The organism is Moritella sp. 28, assembly GCF_018219435.1.
Classification (GTDB): Bacteria; Pseudomonadota; Gammaproteobacteria; order Enterobacterales; family Moritellaceae; genus Moritella.
This window is the reverse complement of record NZ_CP056121.1, coordinates 3,737,418-3,762,479: the sequence shown is the minus strand read 5'-3', so window position 1 is coordinate 3,762,479 and position 25,062 is coordinate 3,737,418. Positions and strand designations below refer to the sequence as shown.

20 protein-coding genes are annotated in these 25,062 nt (G+C 40.9%); 11 read left to right on the top strand and 9 right to left on the bottom strand.

What is annotated here, in order from left to right; translation table 11 throughout:
- Positions 1-75 precede the first annotated feature (75 nt).
- From HWV02_RS16605 to HWV02_RS16585, 5 genes are all read left to right on the top strand, one after another.
- Positions 76-1,425, top strand: a complete 1,350-nt coding sequence (locus tag HWV02_RS16605; RefSeq protein ID WP_211688793.1) for a sigma-54 dependent transcriptional regulator — start codon at positions 76-78, stop codon at positions 1,423-1,425.
- A gap of 403 nt (positions 1,426-1,828) precedes the next feature.
- Entirely contained in the window at positions 1,829-2,851 is a 1,023-nt protein-coding gene (locus HWV02_RS16600) for a TAXI family TRAP transporter solute-binding subunit (protein ID WP_211676841.1), read from the top strand.
- Between the two features lie 64 nt (positions 2,852-2,915).
- Entirely contained in the window at positions 2,916-5,042 is a 2,127-nt protein-coding gene (locus HWV02_RS16595) for a TRAP transporter permease (protein WP_211688791.1), read from the top strand.
- 22 nt (positions 5,043-5,064) lie between these two features.
- Positions 5,065-6,345: an L-2-hydroxyglutarate oxidase gene (gene lhgO / locus HWV02_RS16590; protein WP_211688788.1), complete on the top strand. Its 1,281-nt coding sequence runs from the start codon at positions 5,065-5,067 to the stop codon at positions 6,343-6,345.
- Positions 6,346-6,385: 40 nt separating this feature from the next.
- Entirely contained in the window at positions 6,386-7,423 is a 1,038-nt protein-coding gene (locus HWV02_RS16585; RefSeq protein WP_211688787.1) for a phospholipase A, read from the top strand.
- Between the two features lie 33 nt (positions 7,424-7,456).
- On the opposite strand, the gene HWV02_RS16580 is transcribed toward HWV02_RS16585, so the two are convergent.
- Positions 7,457-9,487 carry an ATP-binding protein gene (locus tag HWV02_RS16580; protein WP_211688785.1) on the bottom strand — a complete coding sequence of 677 codons (2,031 nt, stop codon included), beginning with the start codon at positions 9,485-9,487 and terminating at the stop codon, positions 7,457-7,459.
- A 224-nt stretch (positions 9,488-9,711) separates the two neighbouring features.
- Between HWV02_RS16580 and HWV02_RS16575 the strand changes: the two genes are divergently transcribed.
- Both HWV02_RS16575 and gltS read left to right on the top strand, forming a co-directional pair.
- Positions 9,712-10,569 (top strand): TIGR01459 family HAD-type hydrolase, encoded by an 858-nt coding sequence (locus tag HWV02_RS16575; RefSeq protein ID WP_211690607.1) that lies wholly within the window; start codon positions 9,712-9,714, stop codon positions 10,567-10,569.
- Positions 10,570-10,642: 73 nt separating this feature from the next.
- On the top strand, positions 10,643-11,878 hold the full coding sequence (gene gltS / locus HWV02_RS16570; RefSeq protein ID WP_211688783.1) for a sodium/glutamate symporter: 1,236 nt from the start codon (positions 10,643-10,645) through the stop codon (positions 11,876-11,878).
- A 110-nt stretch (positions 11,879-11,988) separates the two neighbouring features.
- Here the strand turns inward: gltS and HWV02_RS16565 are convergent, their stop codons facing one another.
- From HWV02_RS16565 to HWV02_RS16550, 4 genes are all read right to left on the bottom strand, one after another.
- Positions 11,989-13,257 (bottom strand): hypothetical protein, encoded by a 1,269-nt coding sequence (locus HWV02_RS16565; RefSeq protein ID WP_211688781.1) that lies wholly within the window; start codon positions 13,255-13,257, stop codon positions 11,989-11,991.
- A 363-nt stretch (positions 13,258-13,620) separates the two neighbouring features.
- Complete coding sequence (locus HWV02_RS16560; protein WP_255550474.1) at positions 13,621-16,038, bottom strand: EAL domain-containing protein; 2,418 nt, start codon at positions 16,036-16,038, stop codon at positions 13,621-13,623.
- A 348-nt stretch (positions 16,039-16,386) separates the two neighbouring features.
- Positions 16,387-16,803 (bottom strand): VOC family protein, encoded by a 417-nt coding sequence (locus tag HWV02_RS16555; RefSeq protein WP_211676834.1) that lies wholly within the window; start codon positions 16,801-16,803, stop codon positions 16,387-16,389.
- Between the two features lie 37 nt (positions 16,804-16,840).
- Positions 16,841-17,458: an NADPH-dependent FMN reductase gene (locus tag HWV02_RS16550; RefSeq protein WP_211688777.1), complete on the bottom strand. Its 618-nt coding sequence runs from the start codon at positions 17,456-17,458 to the stop codon at positions 16,841-16,843.
- 187 nt (positions 17,459-17,645) lie between these two features.
- On the opposite strand from HWV02_RS16550, the gene HWV02_RS16545 reads away from it, so the two are divergent.
- Positions 17,646-18,296 carry a metalloregulator ArsR/SmtB family transcription factor gene (locus HWV02_RS16545; protein ID WP_211688775.1) on the top strand — a complete coding sequence of 217 codons (651 nt, stop codon included), beginning with the start codon at positions 17,646-17,648 and terminating at the stop codon, positions 18,294-18,296.
- A gap of 75 nt (positions 18,297-18,371) precedes the next feature.
- On the opposite strand, the gene rsuA is transcribed toward HWV02_RS16545, so the two are convergent.
- Both rsuA and HWV02_RS16535 read right to left on the bottom strand, forming a co-directional pair.
- Positions 18,372-19,061: a 16S rRNA pseudouridine(516) synthase RsuA gene (gene rsuA / locus HWV02_RS16540; RefSeq protein ID WP_211688773.1), complete on the bottom strand. Its 690-nt coding sequence runs from the start codon at positions 19,059-19,061 to the stop codon at positions 18,372-18,374.
- Positions 19,062-19,361: 300 nt separating this feature from the next.
- The gene (locus HWV02_RS16535) at positions 19,362-19,961 is read right to left on the bottom strand and encodes an FMN-dependent NADH-azoreductase (RefSeq protein WP_211688771.1); all 600 of its coding nucleotides are present in this window, start codon (positions 19,959-19,961) and stop codon (positions 19,362-19,364) included.
- A gap of 132 nt (positions 19,962-20,093) precedes the next feature.
- Between HWV02_RS16535 and HWV02_RS16530 the strand changes: the two genes are divergently transcribed.
- Entirely contained in the window at positions 20,094-20,999 is a 906-nt protein-coding gene (locus tag HWV02_RS16530) for a LysR family transcriptional regulator (RefSeq protein ID WP_211688769.1), read from the top strand.
- Between the two features lies 1 nt (position 21,000).
- On the opposite strand, the gene lysE is transcribed toward HWV02_RS16530, so the two are convergent.
- On the bottom strand, positions 21,001-21,612 hold the full coding sequence (gene lysE / locus HWV02_RS16525) for an L-lysine exporter (RefSeq protein ID WP_211688767.1): 612 nt from the start codon (positions 21,610-21,612) through the stop codon (positions 21,001-21,003).
- Between the two features lie 164 nt (positions 21,613-21,776).
- Between lysE and HWV02_RS16520 the strand changes: the two genes are divergently transcribed.
- Together HWV02_RS16520 and HWV02_RS16515 are read left to right on the top strand one after the other, a co-directional pair.
- Positions 21,777-22,661 carry a LysR family transcriptional regulator ArgP gene (locus HWV02_RS16520; protein WP_211676828.1) on the top strand — a complete coding sequence of 295 codons (885 nt, stop codon included), beginning with the start codon at positions 21,777-21,779 and terminating at the stop codon, positions 22,659-22,661.
- Positions 22,662-22,810: 149 nt separating this feature from the next.
- Positions 22,811-23,023, top strand: a complete 213-nt coding sequence (locus tag HWV02_RS16515) for a hypothetical protein (protein ID WP_255546877.1) — start codon at positions 22,811-22,813, stop codon at positions 23,021-23,023.
- A 26-nt stretch (positions 23,024-23,049) separates the two neighbouring features.
- Here HWV02_RS16515 and HWV02_RS16510 read toward each other — a convergent pair whose 3' ends face one another.
- Entirely contained in the window at positions 23,050-24,501 is a 1,452-nt protein-coding gene (locus tag HWV02_RS16510; RefSeq protein WP_211688765.1) for a dihydrolipoyl dehydrogenase, read from the bottom strand.
- Positions 24,502-25,062 lie beyond the last annotated feature (561 nt).

The window sequence follows — 25,062 nt, the reverse complement described above, 5'->3', positions numbered from 1 at the left end:
CTAGCTCCTTTTCAATCGACACTGTTTTTCTTACCCTGTCTGCATTGTTTATTTATACAAGGACGTAGATTATTTATGTCACAACAATCAGTTATTCAAGTCGCTTTAATTGAAGATGATGAGATTGTTCGTTTGGCGATTAGTCAACGACTACAGCTAGCTGGCTATGATGTTATTGAATGTGCAGATGGCGAGTCGGCATTAAGCCTTATACCAACAGCCTTTCCAGGTATCGTGATTTCTGATGTGCGTTTACCTGATATTTCTGGCTTAGCGTTGTTACCGAAATTATTGGCTAACAACCCTGAAATGCCGATTATTTTGATGACGGGTCATGGCGATATCAATATGGCTGTGAATGCATTACGTGATGGTGCCTTTGATTTCTTGGAAAAGCCTTTCGATCCCGATAAATTAATTGAAACTGTCGGTTGTGCAATTGAAAAACGCCAGTTACAACTTGGTGCGAATAAGCGTGAGGAATACTTACAGCAGGCACAAGGTTTAGATCAGATCCTGATTGGATCTAGTCCGGCTATGGTGGAGTTACGCCAACAACTGGTTAAAATTGCCAAGATAGATACCAACGTCATTATCTATGGTGATACCGGTTGTGGTAAAGAACTGGTCGCCGATTGCTTACATAAAGTGAGTGCACGCTCGAAGGGAGACTTTGTTGCTTTAAATTGTGCCGCTATTCCTGAAGCATTATTTGAAAGTGAGCTATTCGGTCATGAAGCGGGTGCCTTTACTGGCGCAATAAAAAAGCGAGTGGGTAAGCTAGAATATGCTGATAAAGGTACACTATTCTTAGATGAAGTAGAAAGTATGCCTATTAACATGCAGATCAAGATGCTACGTATTTTACAAGAACAGGTCATAGAGCGTGTCGGTGGGAATAAATCGATTGCGATTGATATACGTGTGATTGCCGCAGCCAAAGAAAGCTTGAAAGACAATCAAGCATTTCGCCAAGATCTTTTTTATCGCTTGAACGTTGCCCAGTTATATTTACCCCCATTGCGTGAACGCGGTGAGGATATTTTGTTGTTATTTGAGCACTACATTAATCTAGCCTGCATTAATGCTAAACCGTTATCTGGTATGGATGAAAAAACCTTATTGGCGTATGGCTGGCCTGGTAATGTGCGTGAGTTGATTAATGTAGCGACCCGTTTCGCGTTAGATGAGTCGTTAACCGTAGCTGATATTTTAGTGACTAAACCGCTTTCAGTTATTGATACTAGCGCTAGCGAGTTGTCACTCGCAATGCAAACTCAAAACTTTGAGAGGAAGGTCATTGCTGAAGCGTTGAGGTTACATAAAGGCAGTATCATCGAGGTAATGGATATACTTGATTTACCACGCCGTACTTTAAATCAGAAAATGCAAAAGTATGACCTGCATCGAGCGGACTATATTTAATCAAAGTGGCAATATCTTGCTTATTGCCATTTATTTATCCTACCTATCTCATTTCACATAACTCATTACGGCTTTTCCATTACCTCTTTAGTATGTGTTTGTTGCCTGCTTATATTATATTTTAAACTCGTATTATAAATGGAACATGTTTTTATATTGTTAATGTGATGTTTATCTCCTTACTGTGGCTATGCGCTATTTCTTGCTTATCAAAAATCGCCATATAGGCATGATCTTGCTTATCTATCGTCATATTTGATATTTTAATTATAGTTAACAATAGCTTAACTTTGTGGCATTGTTGTTGCTACATGTCATTCATAAAGGAAGTGATGACATTGCCTTGTGCTGATAAACGATATGCAATGCAATTTTTATAACAATAAAACAACAAGGAAAGACCATGTTTAAAGGAATGTTAAAAAAATCATTATTAGTAAGTAGTGTACTGCTTAGTTTGGCAGCGACCTCTGCAATTGCAGAAGAGAAGCGCAGTTATATTTTAGCGACTGCATCGACGGGAGGCACTTATTATCCAGTGGGTGTCGCACTCGCGACGTTGAGCAAGATTAAACTTGAGCCTAAATACGGCTTCTCATTAGCAGCTATTAGCTCTGCGGGTTCGGGGGAAAATATAAAATTGCTGAGTGATGATGAAGCGCAATTTGCCATTCTACAAGGTTTGTATGGTGCATGGGCTTGGCAGGGGGAAGGGCAATTCAAACAAACTGGTCCACAAAAAGACTTACGCTCAGTCAGCATGCTATGGCAAAACGTGGAACATTTTGTTGTGCGTAGCGCGTTAGTTGAAACGGGTACAATGAGTGATCTTCGCAATTTAAAAGGTAAAAAATTCTCAATTGGTAAGAAAAATTCGGGTACTGAGCACTCGGGCCGTCAGATCATGAATGGCGTTAAGGTAGATGTAAATAGCTTTAACCTTGCGTATTTAGGCTACAGCTCAAGCACCGATGCCATGCAAAATGGTGCGATTGATGGCATGAATATTCCAGCGGGTATGCCAGTAGGTGCGATTACGCGTGCATTTGCTGCGATGGGTGATGATATCTCATTATTGCAATTTACTGACGAACAAATTAAACAAGCAAACAGCGAGTATCCGCTGTGGACTAAATTTACGATCCCTGCAAATACTTACCCAAGTCAAAGCAAAGCCGTGACGACGATTGCTCAGCCTAATTTCTTAGCAGTACGTGATGATGTATCTGAAGAAGATGTGTATCTATTAACCAAAAATATCTATGAAAACCTACCTTTCTTAAACAGTATCCACAAAGCAACGAAAGCGATGGCTGTCGATAAAGCCATTAAAGGCTTGCCAGTACCATTACATCCTGGTGCTGTGCGTTATTACCAAGAAATCGGCTTAACAATTCCTGCAGAATTGCTACCAGCTGCACTGTAACAAACAACATTAAATATTGATAAGGACTGCTGTCGTGATGGCAGCAGTCAACAAGGAGTTTGTTATGGACAAGCAGGTCGAAGAAAAATTAGAACAATTTGAGTCAGTTACCCGCACTGATTTTCCCTGGGTAACCGCGTTTATATCAGGGTGTGGTGTGGTGTTGTCGATATTACACATCTGGTTTAATACGTTTGCAACGATCCCTGAATTATGGGCTTCAGCGACTCACTTTGCTGGGTTTTCCGTTATTTGTGCACTTTGGTATCCAGCACATAAAAATTTAAAAAGCAGTAAGTTGGCACTCGGTGTTGATATCATTATTGCGCTTGCGGCACTTGCTTGTTTAGCATATATCCCCTTTGCTGAGGATGCGTTGTATGCACGTGGCGTGCGCTTTGTTACCAGTGATTGGGTATTTTCAATCATGGCTATTATCATTGTATTGGAATTGATCCGCCGTACTATTGGTTGGTTTATTCCAATGCTAATTATGATTTCATTGACCTATGTGGTGTGGTGGGGTCAGTTAGTACCAGGTATGTTCCATTTTCCTGGTTTAAGTGTCGAAACATTATTGTATCGTAGCTTTTATAGCTCAGAGGGTATGTTTGGAGCAATCTCGCGTATCAGCTGGAGCTTTGTATTCATGTTCATTTTGTTTGGTGCTTTTTTAGTGCGTTCGGGTGTGGGTGATTATATTATTAACCTTTCTCGTGCGGCGGCAAACAAGGTGATTGGTGGACCTGGTTTTATTGCCGTATTGGCCTCTGGACTAATGGGATCTGTATCTGGATCAAGTGTGGCGAATACGGTCTCGACAGGTGTTATTACCATACCACTTATGCGTAAAGCTGGTTTCCCTGCTCGATTTGCTGCTGGTGTTGAAGCCGCTGCATCAACCGGTGGGCAAATCATGCCGCCAGTGATGGGGGCAGGTGCGTTTATTATGGCCTCTTATACGCAAGTTCCTTATGTAAATATTATCGCGGTATCGGTTGTACCTGCGCTAATATATTTTCTTTCTGTTGCATTTTTTGTTCGAATCGAAGCGAAGCGCAGCAACATCCAACAAGTCACCGCCTCTGACGATTCATTCTCAAAAGTGTTTTTAGCGGGTTGGTATAACTTAATTCCACTCGGTGTATTGGTTTTTTTATTAGTCTCTGGATTTACCCCAACTTATTCTGCTGGTTTATCCATTATTTCAGTGGTTGTTGCATCTTGGTTTTCACCCAACAAAATGGGGGTTAAAGCGGTCTTCGAAGCCTTAGAACAAGGAGCTCGTAATATGGCGACGACAGCGGTATTACTGGTTGGTATCGGCCTTGTTGTTAATGTCATTAGTACGACAGGCGTTGGAAATACTTTTTCGTTAATGATCAACGAATGGGCGGGTGGTAGCTTGATGCTGATGCTAGCCTTGATTGCGTTGGCGTCATTAATCCTTGGCATGGGCTTACCTGTGACAGCGGCTTATATTGTGTTAGGGACACTATCGGCACCTGCACTCTATACGCTATTAGCAGAAAGCCAATTAATTCAAATGTTAATGGATGGGCAACTACCAGTACAGGCACAAGGCATATTCATGCTCGCTGCACCGGACCAAATGGCAGCATTAACGCAGCCTATGTCGCAGGTTCAAGCTGAAACCTTATTAAGCTTAGTACCGGTTGATTTTATGGGCACCTTGTTAGAGCAAGGGTTAGGGCTAGAACAAGTAGCGTTAGCCTTGTTATCTGCTCACTTAATTATCTTCTGGTTATCACAAGACAGTAACGTCACGCCGCCTGTTTGTTTAACTGCATTTGCCGCGGCGACAATTGCAGGTACACCGCCAATGCGTACAGGTTTAACAGCATGGAAGATCGCGAAGGGACTTTATCTAGTACCGATTTTGATGGCTTATACCTCACTCGTGAGCTGGGATGTGATGACGGTTATCACAGTAGGTTTTTTTGCCATCATAGGTACTTATGCCTTTATAGCTGGTATCGAAGGTTATTTAGAAAGTGAACTGAATATTTTCTTACGTGGTTTGTCCTTATTACTGGGCTTAGCAATGACATGGCCTGATTTACCGTTAGTAGTGAGAATTGTTGCAATGCTGACTTTTGTTGGTTTATTTATTTACACTAATCGCCGTTATAAACCTGTTGTGACGACTCCTGCAGTCGCTGTTTATTAAGGTAAAGATAAGGATAATGAAAATGACTTTTACTACACGGGGTTCTGATAATAGCGTTTATGATTATATTATTATCGGTGGCGGTATTGTGGGTGTATCAACTGCGTGGCAATTACAGCAGCGAGAGCCTGAAAAACGGATATTATTAATCGAAAAGGAAGGCAAGTTATCACAACACCAAACGGGGCATAATAGCGGTGTGATCCATGCTGGGGTTTATTATGAGCCGGGGAGTATGAAAGCTAATTTTTGTAAGGAGGGCGTTGCTGCTACGAAAGCATTTTGTAATAAACATGCTATTCCCGTTGAAAATTGCGGCAAACTTTTAGTCGCAACCAATGCATTGGAATCACTACGGATGGAAACGCTTTATAAACGCTGCCGTGATAATGGCATCGACGTTGAATTATTAGATGCAGCGGGACTCGCTGAAAAAGAGCCTAATATTACAGGGTTCGGCGCTATCTTTGTCCCTTCAACCAGTATCGTTAATTACCGCTTAGTGACGGAGAAAATGGCGGAAGAGTTCTGTGTGCTCGGTGGTGAGATAGTTATGGATACTGAGGTGACTCACTTAATCGAAAAAAGTGATCACATTGATGTACAGTGCCACCAACAAATTGCATTGAGGAGCTCACTCGAGAACCGTGATTATGTCGCCAAATTTTTAATTACCTGTTCTGGCTTAATGGCGGATAGGGTGACTAAGATGCTGAATATTGATACTGAATTTCAAATCATTCCATACCGGGGTGAATACTACCGTTTACAGTCTCAGCATAACAATATTGTGAATCATTTGATTTACCCCATTCCTGATCCTGAATTGCCATTTTTGGGGGTACATTTAACCCGCATGATTGATGGTTCGGTGACGGTAGGTCCGAATGCGGTACAAGGATGGAAGCGAGAAGGTTATGGTAAAGTAAATATAGATTTACGTGATATTTGTGACATGATTAGGTTTCCTGGATTTTGGCGAGTGAGTGCAAAAAATTTAAAAACAGGGTTAATTGAAACCAAAAATTCGTGGTGGAAGCCGGGTTACTTAAAACTCGTCAATAAGTACTGCCCGATATTGAAGGTGAAGGATTTGGAAGACTATCCTGCGGGTATTCGTGCACAAGCGGTATTGAAAGATGGCAGCCTAGTGCATGACTTCTTATTCGCAGAAAGTCCACGCAGTTTACACGTTTGTAATGCACCATCGCCTGCAGCAACGTCTGCGATCCCAATTGGTGATTATATTTGTAATAAAGTACGTGATAAGTCCCTAACGCTGGTATCAGATGCATATTATTAAGTATATTATATGTCTAACTGGATATTCGAACTAATCAAAAATGGAATCAATTTTGCAACGATTAAACTATAAAAACCTCTGTTTAATGTCTCTCATTCTTTCTTTTAGTTATCAAGCAGAAGCTGCAACAGAAAGTGAGTGTATTGAAAAGCAAGTCGCTAATAGTGCTGCAGAAGTTACATTAGGAGAGATAAGAACGATATGTAAAGCGCAACATAGCCTCGAAGAAGACGGTTCAGTCATTATCCGCGGTAAAAAAGTGAAAGCAGGGCTACTGACAAAGCGAATTATTGAAGAGCGTCAAAATGACACATCTGAATTTGTACTCACTCCACACAGAATGAACTATATTCTACCTGTTTATAGTACTAATCAAATGAACCCTGAAGCCTATCGTACTCTAAATTCCCTTGGCGACGGCTATAAAAAAGTCGAATCTAAATTTCAATTAAGTCTGAAACTGCCGTTAAGCTATAGTTCATTATTCGTTGACGGTGATCGCATTTATGCTGCTTTTACCCTCGAGGCTTGGTGGCAAGTTTATGCGAAGGAAATTTCAAGTCCCTTTAGAGAAACGAATTATAGACCTGAAATATTTTATATCGCGCCATTAGATTGGCACCCTAATGATGCTAATACGGCAGTCTCGGTTGGGTTTGAGCATCAATCCAATGGCCGTGCTGGATCATGGTCTCGTTCATGGAATCGTGTTTATACCGAGTTTATTTATGAGCAGGGTAACTTAGTGTGGAGTGTTAGGCCTTGGTATCGTTTACCTGAAGATACCAAAACGGATCCGACTAGCCCTAATGGTGATGATAATCCGGATATTACAGACTATATGGGACATGTTGAGTATGGTATCGGTTATGCTTTTGGGAAATATGAATTGAGTGCCGAAATGCGCCAGAATTTTTCAACGAATAAAGGCTCTGTAAAGTTAAACTTAACAACGCCTTTATATGGCAAGCTGAAAGGCTATTTCACTATATTTAATGGGTATGGTGAAAGCTTGATTGATTATAATCACAGTCAAACTCGTTTCGGTATCGGGGTCGCGCTTAATAATTTGTTTTAAGGGGATCCCCCTAATCTCGGAAGTTGTTACCGATTAATAGCTACTACTGGCCTGAAGCGAGAGTGTAAAGGTCATTCCTGCTTGATGAAGGTTGTTATGAGTCGTGATTTCACCTTGCATATCGCGCATGATATTGGCGGTTATTGCGAGGCCGAGCCCAAGCCCTTCGCCGATTTTTTTGCTGGTATAAAAAGGTTCGAATAAATGTGCTAACGCGTCATCATCCACGCCTGAGCCATTATCAGTGACCTTGATGTAAATAATGCCTTTAATTAAACTTGCGTTAATGAATAATTGTGGCTGTGAAGTATGTTGCATCGCTGCGGCTGCATTACTGATTAAGTTTGCAAATACTTGATGTAATCGATGCGGCTCAGCTAAGACTTGTGGCAGAGAGTTAGGCACATCAACCTTAATATCAATACTGGCTAGCTTAGACTCTTGGAGCGTGAATACCTCTGTTAATATGTCGGTTATTGACGTTGCAATTAAGCGCTCAGGACGATTGAAGGCAAATACTTTAAGCTGTGCCGTCATCGATAACATACGTGTAACGAGCTTATCGATTAAAGCCATGTTGGAACGCAGTACCTTGGTATTCCCTTGCTCCAAAAATAACATATTACTTGATAGTAAGGTTCTGATGCCAGTGAGTGGTTGATTTAACTCGTGGTTGATTGCGCTGGACATACGACCGAGAGCAGCCATCTTACTGCTTAGCAATAATTCTTCTTGGGCAGTGTAAAGTTTTGCAGTTGTCTCTTGTACTCGCGTTTCCAGTTGTGCATTGGCTTGTGAAAGTGCGTGTTCTGCGCGTTTACGTTTGCTGATATCAACAAATGTCATTAGCGAACCACGCTGTTGTGACCAAGCTAGTGGGGTGATAGACAGTAACGCGGGAAAGCTATGTCCCTGATGATTATGCGCGAAAACTTCAATGCCGGTCAGGGTTGGAATCACTGATAGATCATTTAATTGTTCGATGATTTTTTTATTATCATGTTGTTGGCTGAGTAGCTGGCTCGCATATAAGCTTTTGTCATCATTGTTTAACCCAAAATAATGCATTGCGGTTGGATTAATATAACTGATACTGCGATCGTCATTCAGTAAGACTAACCCGACATTCGTCCCTGTAATCATCTGTTTTAATGCGGCTTTCGAATAGAGTTTTTGCCTACGTTCATGGCGGTATAGTAGAATTGACAGTAATAGTGACATTAAAATAGCGGTAATAAACCCGGCTATATCAACGGTTTTATATAGATTACTTAATGGGGTTAGGAAATAAATATGCCACTTTAGATCGTCCAGTTGAACTTGCTGCACTTGATAATCGTTATTATTAATTTTCCAGTGAAAGATATTCGCGTCATTGCTGAGTTGGCGAGCTTTAATACCGTTCGTTCCTCGCTTATTCATTTCTGTCGCCGAAATCTGTGGATGACTAGACAAAAAGAACTGGTCTTTAGTATTACTAATGAGAATAAATTCATTGGCGGCAAGCCAAGGTTCACTTAATGCGGTTAAGTCGACTTCAATAACTGCAATTCCAATCAGTTTGCCGTTGTGGTTGATTGGTAAACTTAAATAATAATTAGCCGTGCCATTGGCAATATAGCTGGATGTTAATACGCCTTTGTCATTATCTAATTCACCGTTTTTATTACGTAGATTAGCGGTAATGCTTGCCGCTTTATGCGCATCCCAATTGGCATTATGGCGGCTCGATATTAATAGCGAACCATCCGGTTTAAGTAAATACCAGCCCTTGGTATTGGCCGCTTTATCAAACTGCGTTAATGTGCGTTTCAGCGGTGTCATTGACGCTTGGGGGTTAGTGAGCACTGCAGTGACACTTTCTTGTTCTGTTATAAGGTAGGGAAGGTATTTGTAGCTAGCGAGTACTCGTCGAATATCCACTACGTAGGTGAGTAATTGGTTTTCCGCTTGTTCACGAGCGGAGTCTAAAAGCCAATCTCGACATATTTCACGTACTGTGAATGTTGTTGCTATCACGCAGCCTAAAATGACACTGGCTATAATTTTAAACTTATTTGACACTCGACATTCACCACAACAGAAAACACAGTTAAGTTAACAATTTATCGTCCATAAAACTGGACCTGTAATCACATTTAACCTTATTAACACGATCCTTCTCCATATTAATGTTCTTCAATTAAGTGGGGATTTATAGGTTTAAGTATATAGTGGGGTTATCTTGTTCTAGCTATGACCCATTTTAGGCTAATAGCAGATGCTGTTGGAGTAACGATAAAGTGAAAATGATTTCCGGTCTTAAAGACATTATTAACGAGTTTGATACTTTCATCTTGGATCAATGGGGCGTACTGCATAATGGCGGTGATGCGTTTCCAAAAGCGATTGAGACATTACAATGTTTAAAACAGCATGACAAAAAAGTCGTGATCTTATCGAACAGTGGCAATACGCATCATTTTTCTTATCAGCGTTTAACCGATTCGGGTATCAGTCGCGATCTGTATATCGATGTACTGACATCGGGCGATCACATGCGTCATAATTTTAAGCTGGGTAAATTTGACCACTTAGGCACTAAAGCTTTGGTGTTTGGTTGGGGCGAAGGTATTAATGGTGCTGTGCTAGAAGACTGTGGGTTAACTAGTGTGGGTATAGAAGACGCGTCATTAATCATGTGTTACGGTGTTGGTCGTGGTAGCGTTTCAGAATATCAAGATGACCTTAATATTGCTTATGCGCGCGGGCTGGAAATGGTGGTGAGTAATCCTGACCTCGTGGCGATGAGCCCAGATGGTGAATTAAAATTGTGCCTAGGTTCAATTGCTAATGCTTATGCAACAATGGGTGGAAAGGTACATTGGCACGGTAAACCACAAGCTGAAGTCTATGACATCTGTCATACCTTATTAGGCGGTTGGGACAACGCGATTGCGGTTGGCGACAGTTTAGAGCATGACATCCGTGGGGCTAATACAGCAGGTATATCTAGTTTGTTTTTAACGACGGGTATTCATGCTGAAGATCTTACCGCAAAAATGGCGACCAAAGACGATGTGATTACAGCGTCTGTGGTTGCTGATTTAAGCCGTGAGTTTGATGTTATGCCAAGCTATTATATTGATTGGTTTCAAGTCAATTAATTGATGTTTATGGTTTGTGAATTCTCGTTTCGAAGGGTAACCTCTAGTTAATATATCAATTAAGGGGTATCTGATGGTGATGGATGTTCGACAAACCGTTATTATGGCGATTTTGGTGTTGTTTTTAGGTAAATACCTGACACGCAAAGTCGCTTTTTTACAAGAATATAATATACCAGAGCCTGTTTCTGGTGGCTTAATTGCATCCATTCTATTTGCTATTCTTTATGGCGCATTTGATATCGAATTACAGTTTTCATTAGCGGTACGCGATAATTTACTTATTGTGTTTTTCACCATTATTGGCCTGTCATCTCGGATTACGACCTTACTTAAAGGCGGAAAACCGTTAATCATCTTATTGGTTATCGCGGTGATTTATCTGTTTTTACAAAATTTTACTGGTTTAACGGTGGCGCAGTTTACCCAGCAATTACCGGAAGTAGGGCTCATTGGCGGTTCGATATCACTCAGCGGCGGGCACGGTACCGCAATTGCGTGGGCCCCTTTGTTTGTTGACAAATACAATATCAGTAATGCCATGGAGATAGGGATTGCTTGTGCGACATTTGGTTTAATTCTGGGTGGTGTGATTGGCGGTCCTATTGCCAAGTACTTAATTAGTCATTATAAGCTTGAGCCAAGTAAAGAGCCTGAATTGACTGTTGGTACGCTTCATCAAAGCAAGCTGCAACCTAAGAAAAAACCGACAGCGCCCCAATCTATTGTCGCGCCAATTGACTATCACCACATGCTTAACTCCATATTAATTATTAGTATAAGCATTGGCTTAGGACTGGGACTTAATGTGATTATTTCCAACTTGGGCTTACATTTGCCTGAATTTGTCACCTGCTTATTTGCTGGCATAATTGTGATTAACCTTGGTCCCTTGATTATGCCTAATCTTACTTGGCCTGAGCGTAGCCGTTCATTAGCATTGATCTCCGATTTGAGCTTAGGGCTGTTCTTAGCAATGTCGTTAATGAGTTTACAGTTGTGGACCTTAGGTGGGTTAGGTGGGCCCATTTTAATCATGCTCGCAGCGCAAGTTGTGATCGTTACTGGCTTTGTTATATTTGTGGTATTTCCACTGATGGGTAAGGATTATGACGCGGCGGTAATGTCTGCAGGTTATGCGGGGTTGGCGTTAGGGGCAACCCCGACCGCGATTGCTAATATGACGGCAGTAACCGAAACGTTTGGTGCGTCGGCAAAAGCCTTTGTCGTGGTGCCGCTGGTGGGCGCTTTCTTTATTGATATAGCTAACGCGCTTATTATTCAATTCTTGTTAGATGTTTTTACGTAGTAACATCTGTTGTAAGTGGTTCTATCTCTCCGAGAGTTGTTATAAAAAGGGCATTCCGTACTGGATATGCCCTTTCTTTTATCTTGGAAAGTATAATGTCCTAAATACGCTTAGTTAGTATGGTCCCAAATATTAACTGATTCTGTTAAGCCTGCGCCAACTGTGGCGTCAGGAGTGATATAAACATGACTGTCCTTGTTGGCTGCGGTTACTTGACCGTTTGCCAGTGGCATTAAGATGTCGTTAATAAATGGCGTTAAGTAATGGCTGTCGGCTGGGTTTAAACCTGCGGCTTTCGGGAAATAAATCATGTTTTCGTTATGACGGCCCGACATAGTCGCGACTGGATCTTTTTCTCGTACCATATTAATCACGTTGTTGTAACGCATTTTATTGGCAAACGCATGAATGTATTTTTCAATGATACGCGTTGCTGGAGATGAGAACACACGTGTTAAAACGCCAGTTCTCACGCCTGCATCAATCGCGGTATACGCACCAAGTGAGTGACCTGTGAGTACAACGTTATAGGTCTTTGCTGCTGACGATGCTTTATAACCACGGGTTAACGACGCTGTGTTAGCGGGGTATTGCGCTAGGATCTGTTGAGTAAACTGATATGCTTCAGCCTGCCAGTCTTCATCCGTTTCAGAGAGGTTAGCAAGCATGAGCTCGGCATCTTGCATCACATCATTACCACTGCTAGTACCTTTAAAGGAAATAATGATTTCTTCTTTTAGGTTTTTACTTGGCACTGCAGGTACTTTAATCGCCACACCGTGAACACCGCTATCACCCGCATAAGTTGCAATAATATTCAGCTCGGCGCTGTTGGAATCGACCATTAATTGCTGGAATGTTGCGTTGTCAGTAAATGAGAAAGGATCTGCCCCTTGCTCTGTGCTGTAGACATAACTTGATGCAAACGCATAACGCAGCATGTTGTTATACGCGACGGGTAATTCGGTATTGTTGATTGCTAGCGCATCAGCTTCGGTTATGACTGGGTATTCAAAACCGTAAGAATTGTTTGAAGCAAAATAAGTGATATTGCTAATAAATTCGTCGGAATACTTGTTGACTAGCGTATTACTACACATGCTGGTTAATACACTGTGTACTTGCTCTGAAGTGACTGGTACTGAATCAATGGCTTTCACGATAAAGTAGTTTTCGGTATCGGCATTATAACTATTGTCTTTCCAGTAACCGTCAAGTTTCAAGTATTGGTTGTTAGGGTTGACTGCCCATGATTTCTTAATTAAATCTGAGCGTGACGCGAAACTGTCTTTCACACCATAGCATTGTAAATAAGTGCTATCGAGGGCAAAACAGTTAAAACTAAGTGCAGATATTAGTAGTGTAAAAATAGTGCGCATTTGTAGCTCCAAGCATTATATATCGTAATCGAACAACTGTTATTGATGATTTCGAATGTTAATTAATTGTTATTGGATTTGAAGGCTATCGCATTTGTTTAATGTTTTTTTCAGCGTAGATCACGTTATCACTTAATATCACGCCATTTCGTGACAAGTGGTCCTATATGTGATCACTTTGTGATCTTGATGTGTGGTTGAGCTTACAGGTGTGACTCATGCTGGTGTTGGTTTTATATGTCGTGCATAAGGTAATTCTGGTGAATTACTCTGTTGGTGTGTTTTGGGTGAATAAGACTAATTACAAGGAGGTAACATAAAGGGATTTTGTTGCTTATGGTGTTTTCTTTCTGTTAGTCACGGCTACGAATCGGTAGAAGTATTCTCTGTATCCCACTCAGCTAATGGTTTCGGGCGAGAATAATAAAAACCTTGTGCATAACGACAGCCCAGTTGTTTTAAATGTTGAGCTTGTTCGGCGGTTTCGACACCTTCGGCAACAATTTCAGCATTGAACTTACTTGTCATCGTTGTAATAGCGGCCACGATAGCCGCGTGGCTTTCACTATTGAGCATTTGGCTGACAAAGGAACGATCAATTTTTAATGCATCAAACTGCAATTGAGTGAGGTAGGCAAGGGAGGAATAACCCGTACCAAAATCATCAATCGCAATCTGTATGCCTAAACTGCGTAATTGGCCAAGCAGTTGATTGGTGAGTAATGGTTGACTGACTAACCGCGATTCGGTTATTTCGAGTGTTAAATTGGCGGCGGGCAGTTGAGTGATCGCCAAGACCTTTTTTACTGTTGAGATATAATCAGGGTGCAGTAATTCACGTACAGACATATTCACGTGTAACGCAAAGTTTACTGGCCACTGACCACGCTCTATTTGTGATTTAGTATCTGAACATGCCTGTAATAAGATCTGTTTGCCTATGTCTACAATCATCCCCGTGTCTTCTGCTACTGGGATGAAATCTAGCGGTGATACGATGCCACGAATTGGACTGTGCCATCGAACCAAGGCTTCTGCACCTGCAATTGTGTTGTTTGTTAGATCAATCACTGGCTGGTAGTACACGGCAAATTCATTGTTGGTGATCGCACGTTGTAAATCTGTGGTTAATCGGGTTTGCTCTTGCGAGGCTGTTATCATGTATTCTTGATAGTGACAACGCTGTATTTGTTCTTGTTTTACCGCGTAGGTTAATGCGAGACTTGAGTTACGTAGCCATTCATCCATGTCTATGTCGTGGAACTTACCACTCATTATGCCTGCGTTAGCGCCCACTAATACTTCTGTATCATTAATCGTGAAGGGGCGATTAAAGTCGGTTAATAGGTTTTCGGCAAACGCATGGCTGTGCTCTAGATCTTGGAAGTTCGGGGTGAATACGGCAAAAGTATCTTTATCAATACGGCTAATGGTTACGTTGTCTGCCACGTTTTTTTGTAAACGTGAGGCTATAGTAATAAGTAACTGATCACTCTTGTTTTGACCTAAGCTGTTATTGGTGTGACGAAATGAACGTAGTCCTAGCAAGACAAGGATACCTTGTTGTTGCGAAATCGGATTATTCAACTTTTCAACAAAACCATCACGACTTAATAAGCCAGTAAGACTGTCAAACAGTAGTTGTTTACGTAATGTAGTAAATGAGCTTTCTAAACGGGATGACATCGATTTGAAGGCAGAAATAAGTTGGGTCGTCTCATGGAGTTTGATGTCTTCTCTAATCGTTACATCCCAGTTATTATGATCAAGTTGCTGTGATATTGCGGCAATATCCATAATGGGTTGGGTAATAATACGCAGTAAATATAAACCCATTAATAGGCCAAAAAAGGCCAGTGTCAGTGCGGCTACTAAACCTAAGCGTTGTTGATTCGGTAGCCCATCGAGTAATACATTTTCTGGTAAAGTAACGATAATAAACCATTGTAAATTATTGTTGCTGTAAGCGGTAATACGGCTAAAGTAACGAATACCATTTTGGTCAAATTCAAACGTCGCTGGTGCATGTTTATTCTGCAATTGTCTATTGGCAATATATAGACCATTAGCAGCAATAACAGCATTGTGACTTTCTTTTGCTTGGATGCGGTTATTATCATTATCTGTTAACGATGCTTTGAGTGAGCTCGCAATGAGTTTATTTTGATTATCAGTGATGTAAGTAATGCCTTTGAAATGGTGGTTTTCAGGTTCTATAAAATGAGACAAATGGCGAAGATTGATGTCAGTAGCAACGATGCCAACTAATGTGTCGTCATTTATTACTGGTGAAATACTGGAAATGGTAAAGGTATTTTTTTCATCGGCATTACTGTATATCTTCGCCCATCCTGCGGCTTTTTCTTTTGCGAAGGGGGCGTACCATGGTCGAATTGTTGGGTCGTAATTACTGATACTATAATCGACAATATCATCACTGCTCTCCCCATGATAAAACTCTAGCTCATAGTTAGTACGCTTATCTTGTAAAATCAACGAAACATCTTGATCTTCGTTTTTACGAAACCCGACATAATCTTTATTTTCACTACCAAATGAGATGGTACTGATTTGTTTTTGTTGATAGTAGATATCGCTGATAGCAGAGTGTAGATAATCTTCTACTTTGGTTAGATCTGATGCCTGGTAGAGTTGATTACGTTGAATATTATCTGCGATAGCGAGCGTTGTGTCGAAAGGCTGCTCTAAAAAATGATCGAGATTAGTTTTAATATTTTCTGAGTATGAAGTTAGCAATTTAGCGCTAATCTTTGACTGCATTCTTTCGTAACTGTTATTTTGAACTAGCGTTATGATGCCAACTGTAAGTAAAAGCAATAATGTGAACGGTAGCATGACCGCACTACGGAGAGTGTGAAGTTTTGGTTTCATCATGACTGTATTGTGAGATCATTATGCCGCTTAATATTAGGCTCATAGTTACTTATTTTTTGATGTTATGCAAAGTTTCAGATTTATATTTAGAGGCTCATCACAAAACTGATGGTTAGCATCACGAAACTATAATGGGTTTAACTTACCGTTATTAAACCGATTTAATAATTATTTATGCTTTTGTTTTGACTTAAGTGCGCTTATTACGCGTTAAATGAGCGCACTTAGTCGAGGTTAATAGCGATTTCTTAAATTGGGTACATCAGTATTATATTGTACAAACTCAACTTCGTACCCATTGGGGTCTAGGAAGTAAATATTTTGGCGATATTCATCGTCCATTCCATCTTTTGCAATGCTAAAACCGGCATCGGCTAGACGTTTTATAACGCCTGTAATATCGTCGGTAACATAGGCGAAATGAGCAAGACCTACTTGGTGCCCAGCTAAGTCGCGATTTTCACCGACACCGTTATCACCAAAAGCTAAATATTGATAATCATCACCAAAATGGATCCAGTTTCTTGGTTTTCCTGACCATTCTCCTTTGTCACCCCCACGCACTGACCAATGCGGAAATGCGGCACGATAAAAAGTGAGTGTTTCTTCGATGTCGCGTACGATTAAATTCACATGCTCAAGATGTATCATAATAATATCCTTTTATTGTTGTTATAAATATTTGTGCTTACATTGCGTAACTGTATTTTTCTTGCTGGGAATAAGGTTGCTGTTGTTGTAACTGACGAACTTGTCCTAATGCATGGCTGTATTGATGTAATGTATGCAGGCTGTAACCAATACGATGTCTAATACTGTCGTCACGTTCGCTGATTGCCATATTATCCGTACCTGCATTTAATACATCGCCGACGTTACGAATGATTAAGTGATCTGGTATCGCCACTAACTTATTATTTTTACAGCCATTCATTCTTAATTCGGCGATGGGATTCGCACCATTAATGCCACTGACAACAGAAACAAGTAGTGCCGGTTTATGTGCTGTTTCTTTATGCTCACACATCATTAAAAAGTTCTTCAAAATGGGGGGCGCCATCCCATCCCACTCTGGAGTGATAAGCACCAATGCATCTGCTTGCATTATTGCTTCACTGATCAGTGGCCAATCACAGCCTGGCGCTGATTTACTTTCATTATCACCATCCCAAAAGGGTAGTTGGTATTTACACAGCTCGATATGTTGAACTGTTTTAAATTGGTTTGCTGCGCTGGCGATGTAAGCCGCTACTTTTGCACTTTCAGAATGATGTCGCTGACTACCACTAATAATAACTAATTCCATGTTAAGTAAACCTTTTTGTTTATTAATTATTTAATAAAGTAAACCCTTTACTTAAGATTGTAAAGGTCAAAGCTAAAATAAAGTAAATAAAAAAGTTTACTTAATATTTGTATCGGTAATAATACTCAGTATGAAAGCATCTGAAGGCACGTCGAATGTGCCTGTCGTCAGGTAACGCGGAGTCAAAATGAAAGAAAAAACCAGTGAGAAAATTCTTAGCCTGTTAAAAGTTGAGGGTGCGTTGACCGCTAAAGTACTTGCTAGTGAATTAGGTTTAACGACCATGGGAGTACGCCAACATTTGCAAGCGTTGGAAGATGGCGGTGACATCAGCTTTGAAGATAAAAAGGCCGTGCGAGGTCGTCCAACCAGATATTGGTCACTGACAACGCAGAGTAATAGTCACTTTTCAGACCGTCACGAGGAACTTTCGGTACAGCTGATCGATTCAGTCAAAGTAATTTTTGGTGATGAAGGGCTTGAGCAACTTATCGCGCATCGAGAACAAATTTCATTGGCGCTTTATAGCGACAGGCTGGCGAGTAAACCAGATTTATTAGGTAAACTTGAAGCGCTAGCTGAGTTGCGCAGTGAAGAGGGCTACATGGCGACAGTGGTTGTTGATAGCGACATCGATGATAAAAATACTGTGTATTGGTTAATGGAAAACCACTGCCCCATTTGTGCAGCTGCATCGAGATGTCTTAATTTTTGCCGTTCAGAATTGAATTTATTTCAAACCTTGTTGGTCGGCATTGCGACAGTTGAGCGAGAAGAGCATATTGTCGAAGGAGCAAGGCGTTGTGCGTATAAAGTGACGGCGCTAGAGACTGAATAGATAAATGTTCACGTCAATAAAAAAGCCCACATTAAGATGATTAATGTGGGCTTTTTTCATTGTGTAAGTAAACGATTAGATGCTTGCAGCTTCTTCATCTGTTAAAAAACGCCATTCACCTAGCTCTAGTGCAGGGTCTAGTACAATCGCACCAATCTGTTCACGGTGTAAACCTACAACGCGATTACCTTGGCTAGCAAACATACGCTTAACTTGGTGGTATTTGCCTTCTTGGATGGTAAGCAGTACTTCTTTTTCGCTTAAGATCTCTAATTTAGCAGGTAGGCAAGGTTTGTCTTCGCTACGCAGCTGGATACCGGCTTCGAAATCAGCTACTGCTGTTGGTGCAATTTGATCGGCAAGTTGAACACGGTAGCGCTTGTTGCACTCACGCTTAGGTGATGTAACGCGGTGTGACCATTGGCCATCATCGGTGATCAATACTAAACCAGTGGTATCAACATCAAGGCGACCAGCGATATGCAATTCGTCACGCTTGTCTGCTTCGATCAGGCTGATCACTGATTGGTGTTCTTCATCTACGGTTGAGCAAATTACATCTAATGGTTTATGCATCATGATATAACGCGGTGGGCGTTGGCTTAATGATTTACCACCAAACCAAACATCCATGTCTGCTGTTACTTTATGGTCTGCTTTACGTACAACTTCGCCATCAATTTTCACGTTGCTGCGTGCAATCTCACGCTTGGCAAGGGTACGGGTCAGGTTAGTACTTTGGCAAATAAACTTATCTAAACGCATTTATGTTCAACTTTTGTCATGGTGTTATAGGAATATATCCAAACGAGTCGGTAACCCGTTTGGATAGGTGGGCTGATTATCTGCCTTTTTCGCTATAAGCGCAAAGTATAGTGAACAATTAATACCCAAGCTACTTCAAAATGCACAATCATAAAACAGAAAAGTTAGTATATTCAATGCATTAAGTCAAAGATTTAGTTGTTCTAAATCAAGGCTTAATAACGCCGAAGATACCTTCTTTCGGCTTGTCCTACGGGAGGCTCGCTGATATAGCATTTTGAAGTAGCTTGGGTATACCCGTTAAGCACTCAGTAATTCGCTAATTCGTGTATCTGCGTTGTTTAATACATCATCTGCCGAGTTCATCGCTAGGCCTTCTGCAAAGATAAACTCGACTTCTGGTATACCGATAAACTTAAGTACTTGTTCTAACCAAGGCGCTTGAGTATCTGCTGGTGTGTTGGCATACATACCACCGCGGGTTGCTATCACATAAGTTTTTGGCATTTTCAGTAATGGTTTTGGGCCTTCTGATGTGTAGGCAAATGTCTTACCTGCACGTGCGATGTGGTCAATCCAAGCTTTCAGGGTTGAGGGTACACCAAAGTTATACATAGGAACGGCGATAACTAAGATATCACTGTTACTTACTTCATCAATTAATTGGTCTGATATTGCAGCCGCTGCTTGTTGTTCTATTGTACGCTCTGCTTCGGGTGTGTGGAACGCACTAAAAATAGCGTCGGTTAAGTGTGGAACTTGCGATACATTGAGATCTCGATAGGTGATTTGTTGCTGTTGAGCATTATTTACATCTAATTTGTCGATTAGTTTTTTTGCAATCTTTGATGATGTTGAATTGCTGGCTTGCAGGCTGCTGTCTATGTGTAATATTTTCATTTTTCGATTCCTCGTTTATGTTGTAGAGTAAGCATACGGGAATTTAAAAATTAATTAACCGGGTAAATAAAATCTATATCATCGAAATTTTAGATGAATTAAAACAGCTATTTTATATACGTGTTAAGGATCATGATGAAAGTGCCAACGGTGAGTTTAGAACAATGGTATATCTTTAAGGTCGTAGTCGATCAGGGCAGTTTTCAGGGGGCGGCTGATTACTTAATTAAAAGCCAAAGTTCGATTAGTTATGCTATCCAAAAGCTGCAAGAGAATCTGGGTGTGCGTTTATTTGAACAACAGGGTCGTCGCGCAGTCGTCACAGATATGGGTAAGAAGATGTTGATCCAAGCGGATGAGTTATTAATGCAAGCGGCAAGTATCGAGCAATTGGCGGGGGAGTATAGTGCAGGTTGGGAACCGTTGCTAAAAGTGATGACGACACAACTTTTTCCACCGCAATTGTTAACTGAGGTTCTGGCCTTATTTGCTCAGCAATGCACGGTGACCAGCATTGATTTTCAGCAAGGTACGTTATCAGGGGTGACGGACGCTGCGACCTATGGCACGGCAGACCTGATTATTAGCAGTCGAATTCCCACTGGATTTACGGGAGAAAAATTGTGTCATGGGCAGTTATCACGTGTTGTACATCACCAGCATCCGTTAGCCTTGTTAAATCGACCATTAACGCTTGCAGAATTAAAACCCCATGCCCAAATTGTGATGAGTGATTCGAGTGCGCATCGCAGTGTCGATGCTGGTTGGTTAGGCTCGCAGCAGCGTTGGACGGTGAATAATTTTCATGAATCACTTAGTTTGATTAAACAGGGGGTTGGACATGCGACTTTACCCATTAGCCGCATCCAAGATGAATTAGCGAATGGTGAGCTGGTGGAACTTATCATTGAAGATCATGTGCGCTTTGATTTGTCGTTATACTTGGTATACGCCAATAAAAAAACCTTAGGCCCTGCTGGCTTGCTGTTTTCAAAACTATTAAAACAACAAGCCAAACAATACGTAATCGATGCTTAGATCATGCGAGGTTGCGATACAGACTACTGGCGATTAACCACATAATACAGCCGACCGTGATGTCGATAACACGTTGTATTTTGGGTTGGTTGAGCCAGTTCGAAAACTTAGCTGCGCTAAAGGCTAGGCCATAAAACCACAAGATTGAGGCTAAAATCGTCCCCGCGGCAAAAGCTAATCGGTTATCGCCACTAAATTGATTACCGACACTCCCTAACACAACCACAGTATCTAAATACACATGCGGGTTAAGTAAGGTGACCGCTAGCGTTGCCATTACCACCATTTTACGGGATTTATGGATGCCATCTAATTCGGTTTTTCCGTATTGATATTGCCATGCACTGCGAAATGACATTACGCCATAACTCGATAAAAACACGATGCCACCCCAAGTGATTATTTGTAGTAAATCGGGATTTAATGCCAACAAACTACCCGCACCAAACACACCAGCACTGATTAGTAAGGCATCACAAATAATGCAGATACTAGCGGTTAAAAAATGATGGTTACGTTTGATCCCCTGATTTAAAATATACGCATTTTGCGCGCCGATAGGGATGATCATACTACCGCCAAGCAGTAGCCCTTGAATTGTTGCTGTTAACATAATGAACCTCTAGAAAATAGGCTGTCGAGATTACAAAAAATTAAGTTATAAGTATAATTAATGTTTTTTATACTTGATTAGTTAAACTTATATGGCGTGTTGAGCGTTCAGAATTGTCATGATGAATGCTCAATATTGGAATCATAAAGAAGGGATAGTGCGCAGTGGATTATAAATTATTACATGCTTTGCAAGTGGTGATAGAGCAGCAAAGCTTTGAACGAGCAGCCAATGTTTTGTGTATTTCACAGCCAGCAGTATCACAGCGTATCAAGTCGTTAGAAGAATATGTGGCACAGCCAGTGTTGATCCGTAGCCAACCGATTGTGGCGACCGATATTGGCCAGCGCTTATTAAAACATTATAAACAAGTGCAGCACCTAGAAGCTGAATTATTACCGAGTATCAGTGCGGCATCGACTGATAAGGCTGTGGTGATGGCCATTGCAGTGAATGCTGATAGTTTAGCTACCTGGTTTATTCCTGCCTTGGCACCGTTGTTAAAGCAATATCCGATTGAACTGAATTTACAGATAATGGATGAGGCTAGAACGCTTGAAAAAGTGAAAGCTGGAGAGGCGTTTGGTGCGCTGAGTTTACAAAAGAAGCCATTGCCGGGTTGTGAATCAACGTTATTGGGTGAGCTGAACTATGCCTTAGTGGCAACGCCAGCGTTTGTGCGACAGTATTTACCAGAAGGTATAACTCAGAAAGCCCTGCGTAAAGCACCAGCGGTGTCATTTGATCATAAAGATGACATGCACATTAAGTTTATTCAACAACATTTTAGTTTGGCTGGTGGCAGTTACCCTTGTCATATTGTGCGCTCGTCAGAAGCTTTTGTCGCAATGGCTAATGCAGGTGTGGCATATTGTTTGATCCCAGAGTTACAAATCAAAGATGAACTCGCATCGGGTCAATTAGTTAAGTTGACTGATATACAACTCACCATTCCTTTGTATTGGCATCGTTGGATATTGCTAAAAGGTTTGTATAAGCAAGTATCAGAACAGGTTATTCTCGCTGGAAAGCGAGATATCCCTTGTTAATTGGATGGTGAGATATAAACATATTGATAAATTGTATTTAATATAATACTTTGCTATTAACCTTCGATTTTGAATGAGATAACTTAGATATTAAAGTTAGTGGTAACTGTTCAGGAATGGTTAAATTAACAAGGATGGAGACAGTAGCTATGGATAGTAAAGAAAGACAACACTTAGATGAGACTTGTTCGGAACAAGAAAAAACACAGTTGATCATTAGAGAGTTAAATGAACAAATTAAACGTATGACTGACTATGTTGAGCAACATAGTCAGTCATATACTACTGCGCTGTATAACACGCTAAAAGCGACTATACGTTATCGTGACAGTTTAGTTGCAAGCCTTGCACGCCAAACTTAGTATTTGCTTAAGCGCTTAAGTTTTAACTAGCAACCTGGACCACAATCCATACAATGCTTAATCATATCTGGGCCTAAATGCAGTTTTGCATTGAGGTCTCGTAGCGCTGTTCTTACACCTTCTTCAATAACGGGGTGATAAAATGGCATATCTAGCATTTCTGATACGGTCATTTTTTGTTGATGTGCCCATGCTAATAAGTGCGCTAGATGTTCGGCATCAGGACCAATCATTTCAGCCCCTAAGAAAAGACCTGTTCCGTGTTCTGCATATACATGTAACAAACCTTTATTACGTAGCATTACACGTGATCGGCCTTGGTTTTCGAATGATACAGTCCCCGTTTCAAAACAACCACAGTTACCTAGTCGTTCGATGATCTGTTTATATGTTTCACCTACCATAGCAATCTGCGGGTCTGTAAATACCGCTGATATAACGGAGCGACGTAATCCGGCTCTGATTTGTGGGAAACGTCCTGCGTTATCACCGGCAATACGGGCTTGGTCGGCTGCTTCGTGCAATAGCGGGATTTGATTACTTGCATCACCCGAAATAAAGATACTTTCTACGGATGTTTGCATGGTGTAATAATCTGCCGTTGGTACTCCGCGTTCATCCAGTTCAAGGGTGGTATTTTGTAGGCCAATTTTATCCACATTTGGACGACGTCCAGTGGCTGCTAGAACGTATTCAACATTAACCGTTTGTAGTGCTTGCTGATGATCTAAATACTTAATTTCAACATGGTCACCTTGACGTTTCATGCTTTCAACTTTTACATCGGCATCGAGGTAGAATTCCTCATTAAATGATTTATTCGCATATGCCATGACTGATGGGTCTGTTAATGGACCGACTTGGCCACCAAGACCAAACATGATCACTTCAACACCAAGGCGCTTTAATGACTGACCTAGTTCCAGGCCTATGACTCCAGGGCCAAACACCGCGATTGATTTTGGTAAATCATCCCATTCAAATACATCATCGTTGATAACAAGGCGGTCGCCTAATTCGTTCCATATAGCTGGATAAGCAGGACGTGAACCTGTTGCTATCACAATACGTTTAGCATTTATCTGTGTATGGTCATCAACAAGTAATGTCGTATTGTTTAAGAATTTTGCATAGCCAGACACTTTGTCTTGAGCTGGAATTTCATCAACACCCTCGACGACAAAACCAACAAAACGGTCGCGCTCACTTTTAACTCGTGCCATTACTTCTACACCGTTAATGACGGTTTCGCCTTGTGGGTGAATCCCAAATCCTGGCGCCTTTTGAATGTGGTGTACACTTTCGGCTGCAGCAATCAGTAGTTTTGATGGCATGCAGCCAACACGCGCACAAGTTGTTCCATAAGGGCCACCTTCGATAATCACGACACTATCTGAGTGTGCTTTCGCTGCTCGATATGCGCCTAGTCCTGCTGTACCACCACCAATTACTGCTACATCTACATTTATTATATTCATAATTCAGCCTTAAAAAATGTTATGGCGAAAACGAAGTTTGTTTGTCGCACTTATTTTATATTCAAATTTGGGGGGACGAAGTGTCTGCCTCGTCTTGATGTAGCTATTATGCAAAAAGCATGTAAATAGTTACAATCGATTGTTTGTTTGCATTTAATAGGTTTTAGCTATCGCGCATTTGAAATACTTGCGACAAAGAAATTTAACTTTTATATGCGGAATTCTAGGAGAGTGTTACTTATGCTCAAGTCATGCAGGAAGGCTGTTATTACAGAGATATTTGATAGTGGTTTCTATGGACAAACAGTCAGTTAGTTTGGTTTTATTGATTTTAGATAGAGTTTTTTAAAACCTAGCAGATAAAATGCACATTTAAATTGCACATTTAAATTGCATATTATTTAATCATTCATCCAGATTTTATTGAGGTAGAGTAAGTAAATGTGATCTAAATCACTGTGTTAAATAAACGTTAATTAAATATTATGTATATATGTAGGTATCATTTGTTGGCACGGTTATAGTATTTACTCTACTTTATATATTTTAGTACTTTTTTTA

What these genes read in the sequence shown, in the direction of transcription:
- HWV02_RS16545 (WP_211688775.1), top strand. Translation starts at nt 17,646, where the DNA reads ATGAAAGAAAAAACCAGTGAGAAAATTCTTAGCCTGTTAAAAGTTGAG.
- HWV02_RS16565 (WP_211688781.1), bottom strand. Translation starts at nt 13,257, where the DNA reads ATGCGCACTATTTTTACACTACTAATATCTGCACTTAGTTTTAACTGT.
- HWV02_RS16555 (WP_211676834.1), bottom strand. Translation starts at nt 16,803, where the DNA reads ATGATACATCTTGAGCATGTGAATTTAATCGTACGCGACATCGAAGAA.
- HWV02_RS16510 (WP_211688765.1), bottom strand. Translation starts at nt 24,501, where the DNA reads ATGAATATAATAAATGTAGATGTAGCAGTAATTGGTGGTGGTACAGCA.
- HWV02_RS16515 (WP_255546877.1), top strand. Translation starts at nt 22,811, where the DNA reads ATGGATAGTAAAGAAAGACAACACTTAGATGAGACTTGTTCGGAACAA.
- HWV02_RS16550 (WP_211688777.1), bottom strand. Translation starts at nt 17,458, where the DNA reads ATGGAATTAGTTATTATTAGTGGTAGTCAGCGACATCATTCTGAAAGT.
- gltS (WP_211688783.1), top strand. Translation starts at nt 10,643, where the DNA reads ATGGTGATGGATGTTCGACAAACCGTTATTATGGCGATTTTGGTGTTG.
- HWV02_RS16605 (WP_211688793.1), top strand. Translation starts at nt 76, where the DNA reads ATGTCACAACAATCAGTTATTCAAGTCGCTTTAATTGAAGATGATGAG.
- HWV02_RS16600 (WP_211676841.1), top strand. Translation starts at nt 1,829, where the DNA reads ATGTTTAAAGGAATGTTAAAAAAATCATTATTAGTAAGTAGTGTACTG.
- lhgO (WP_211688788.1), top strand. Translation starts at nt 5,065, where the DNA reads ATGACTTTTACTACACGGGGTTCTGATAATAGCGTTTATGATTATATT.
- rsuA (WP_211688773.1), bottom strand. Translation starts at nt 19,061, where the DNA reads ATGCGTTTAGATAAGTTTATTTGCCAAAGTACTAACCTGACCCGTACC.
- HWV02_RS16595 (WP_211688791.1), top strand. Translation starts at nt 2,916, where the DNA reads ATGGACAAGCAGGTCGAAGAAAAATTAGAACAATTTGAGTCAGTTACC.
- HWV02_RS16535 (WP_211688771.1), bottom strand. Translation starts at nt 19,961, where the DNA reads ATGAAAATATTACACATAGACAGCAGCCTGCAAGCCAGCAATTCAACA.
- HWV02_RS16575 (WP_211690607.1), top strand. Translation starts at nt 9,712, where the DNA reads ATGATTTCCGGTCTTAAAGACATTATTAACGAGTTTGATACTTTCATC.
- HWV02_RS16560 (WP_255550474.1), bottom strand. Translation starts at nt 16,038, where the DNA reads ATGCAGTCAAAGATTAGCGCTAAATTGCTAACTTCATACTCAGAAAAT.
- lysE (WP_211688767.1), bottom strand. Translation starts at nt 21,612, where the DNA reads ATGTTAACAGCAACAATTCAAGGGCTACTGCTTGGCGGTAGTATGATC.
- HWV02_RS16585 (WP_211688787.1), top strand. Translation starts at nt 6,386, where the DNA reads ATGGAATCAATTTTGCAACGATTAAACTATAAAAACCTCTGTTTAATG.
- HWV02_RS16530 (WP_211688769.1), top strand. Translation starts at nt 20,094, where the DNA reads ATGATGAAAGTGCCAACGGTGAGTTTAGAACAATGGTATATCTTTAAG.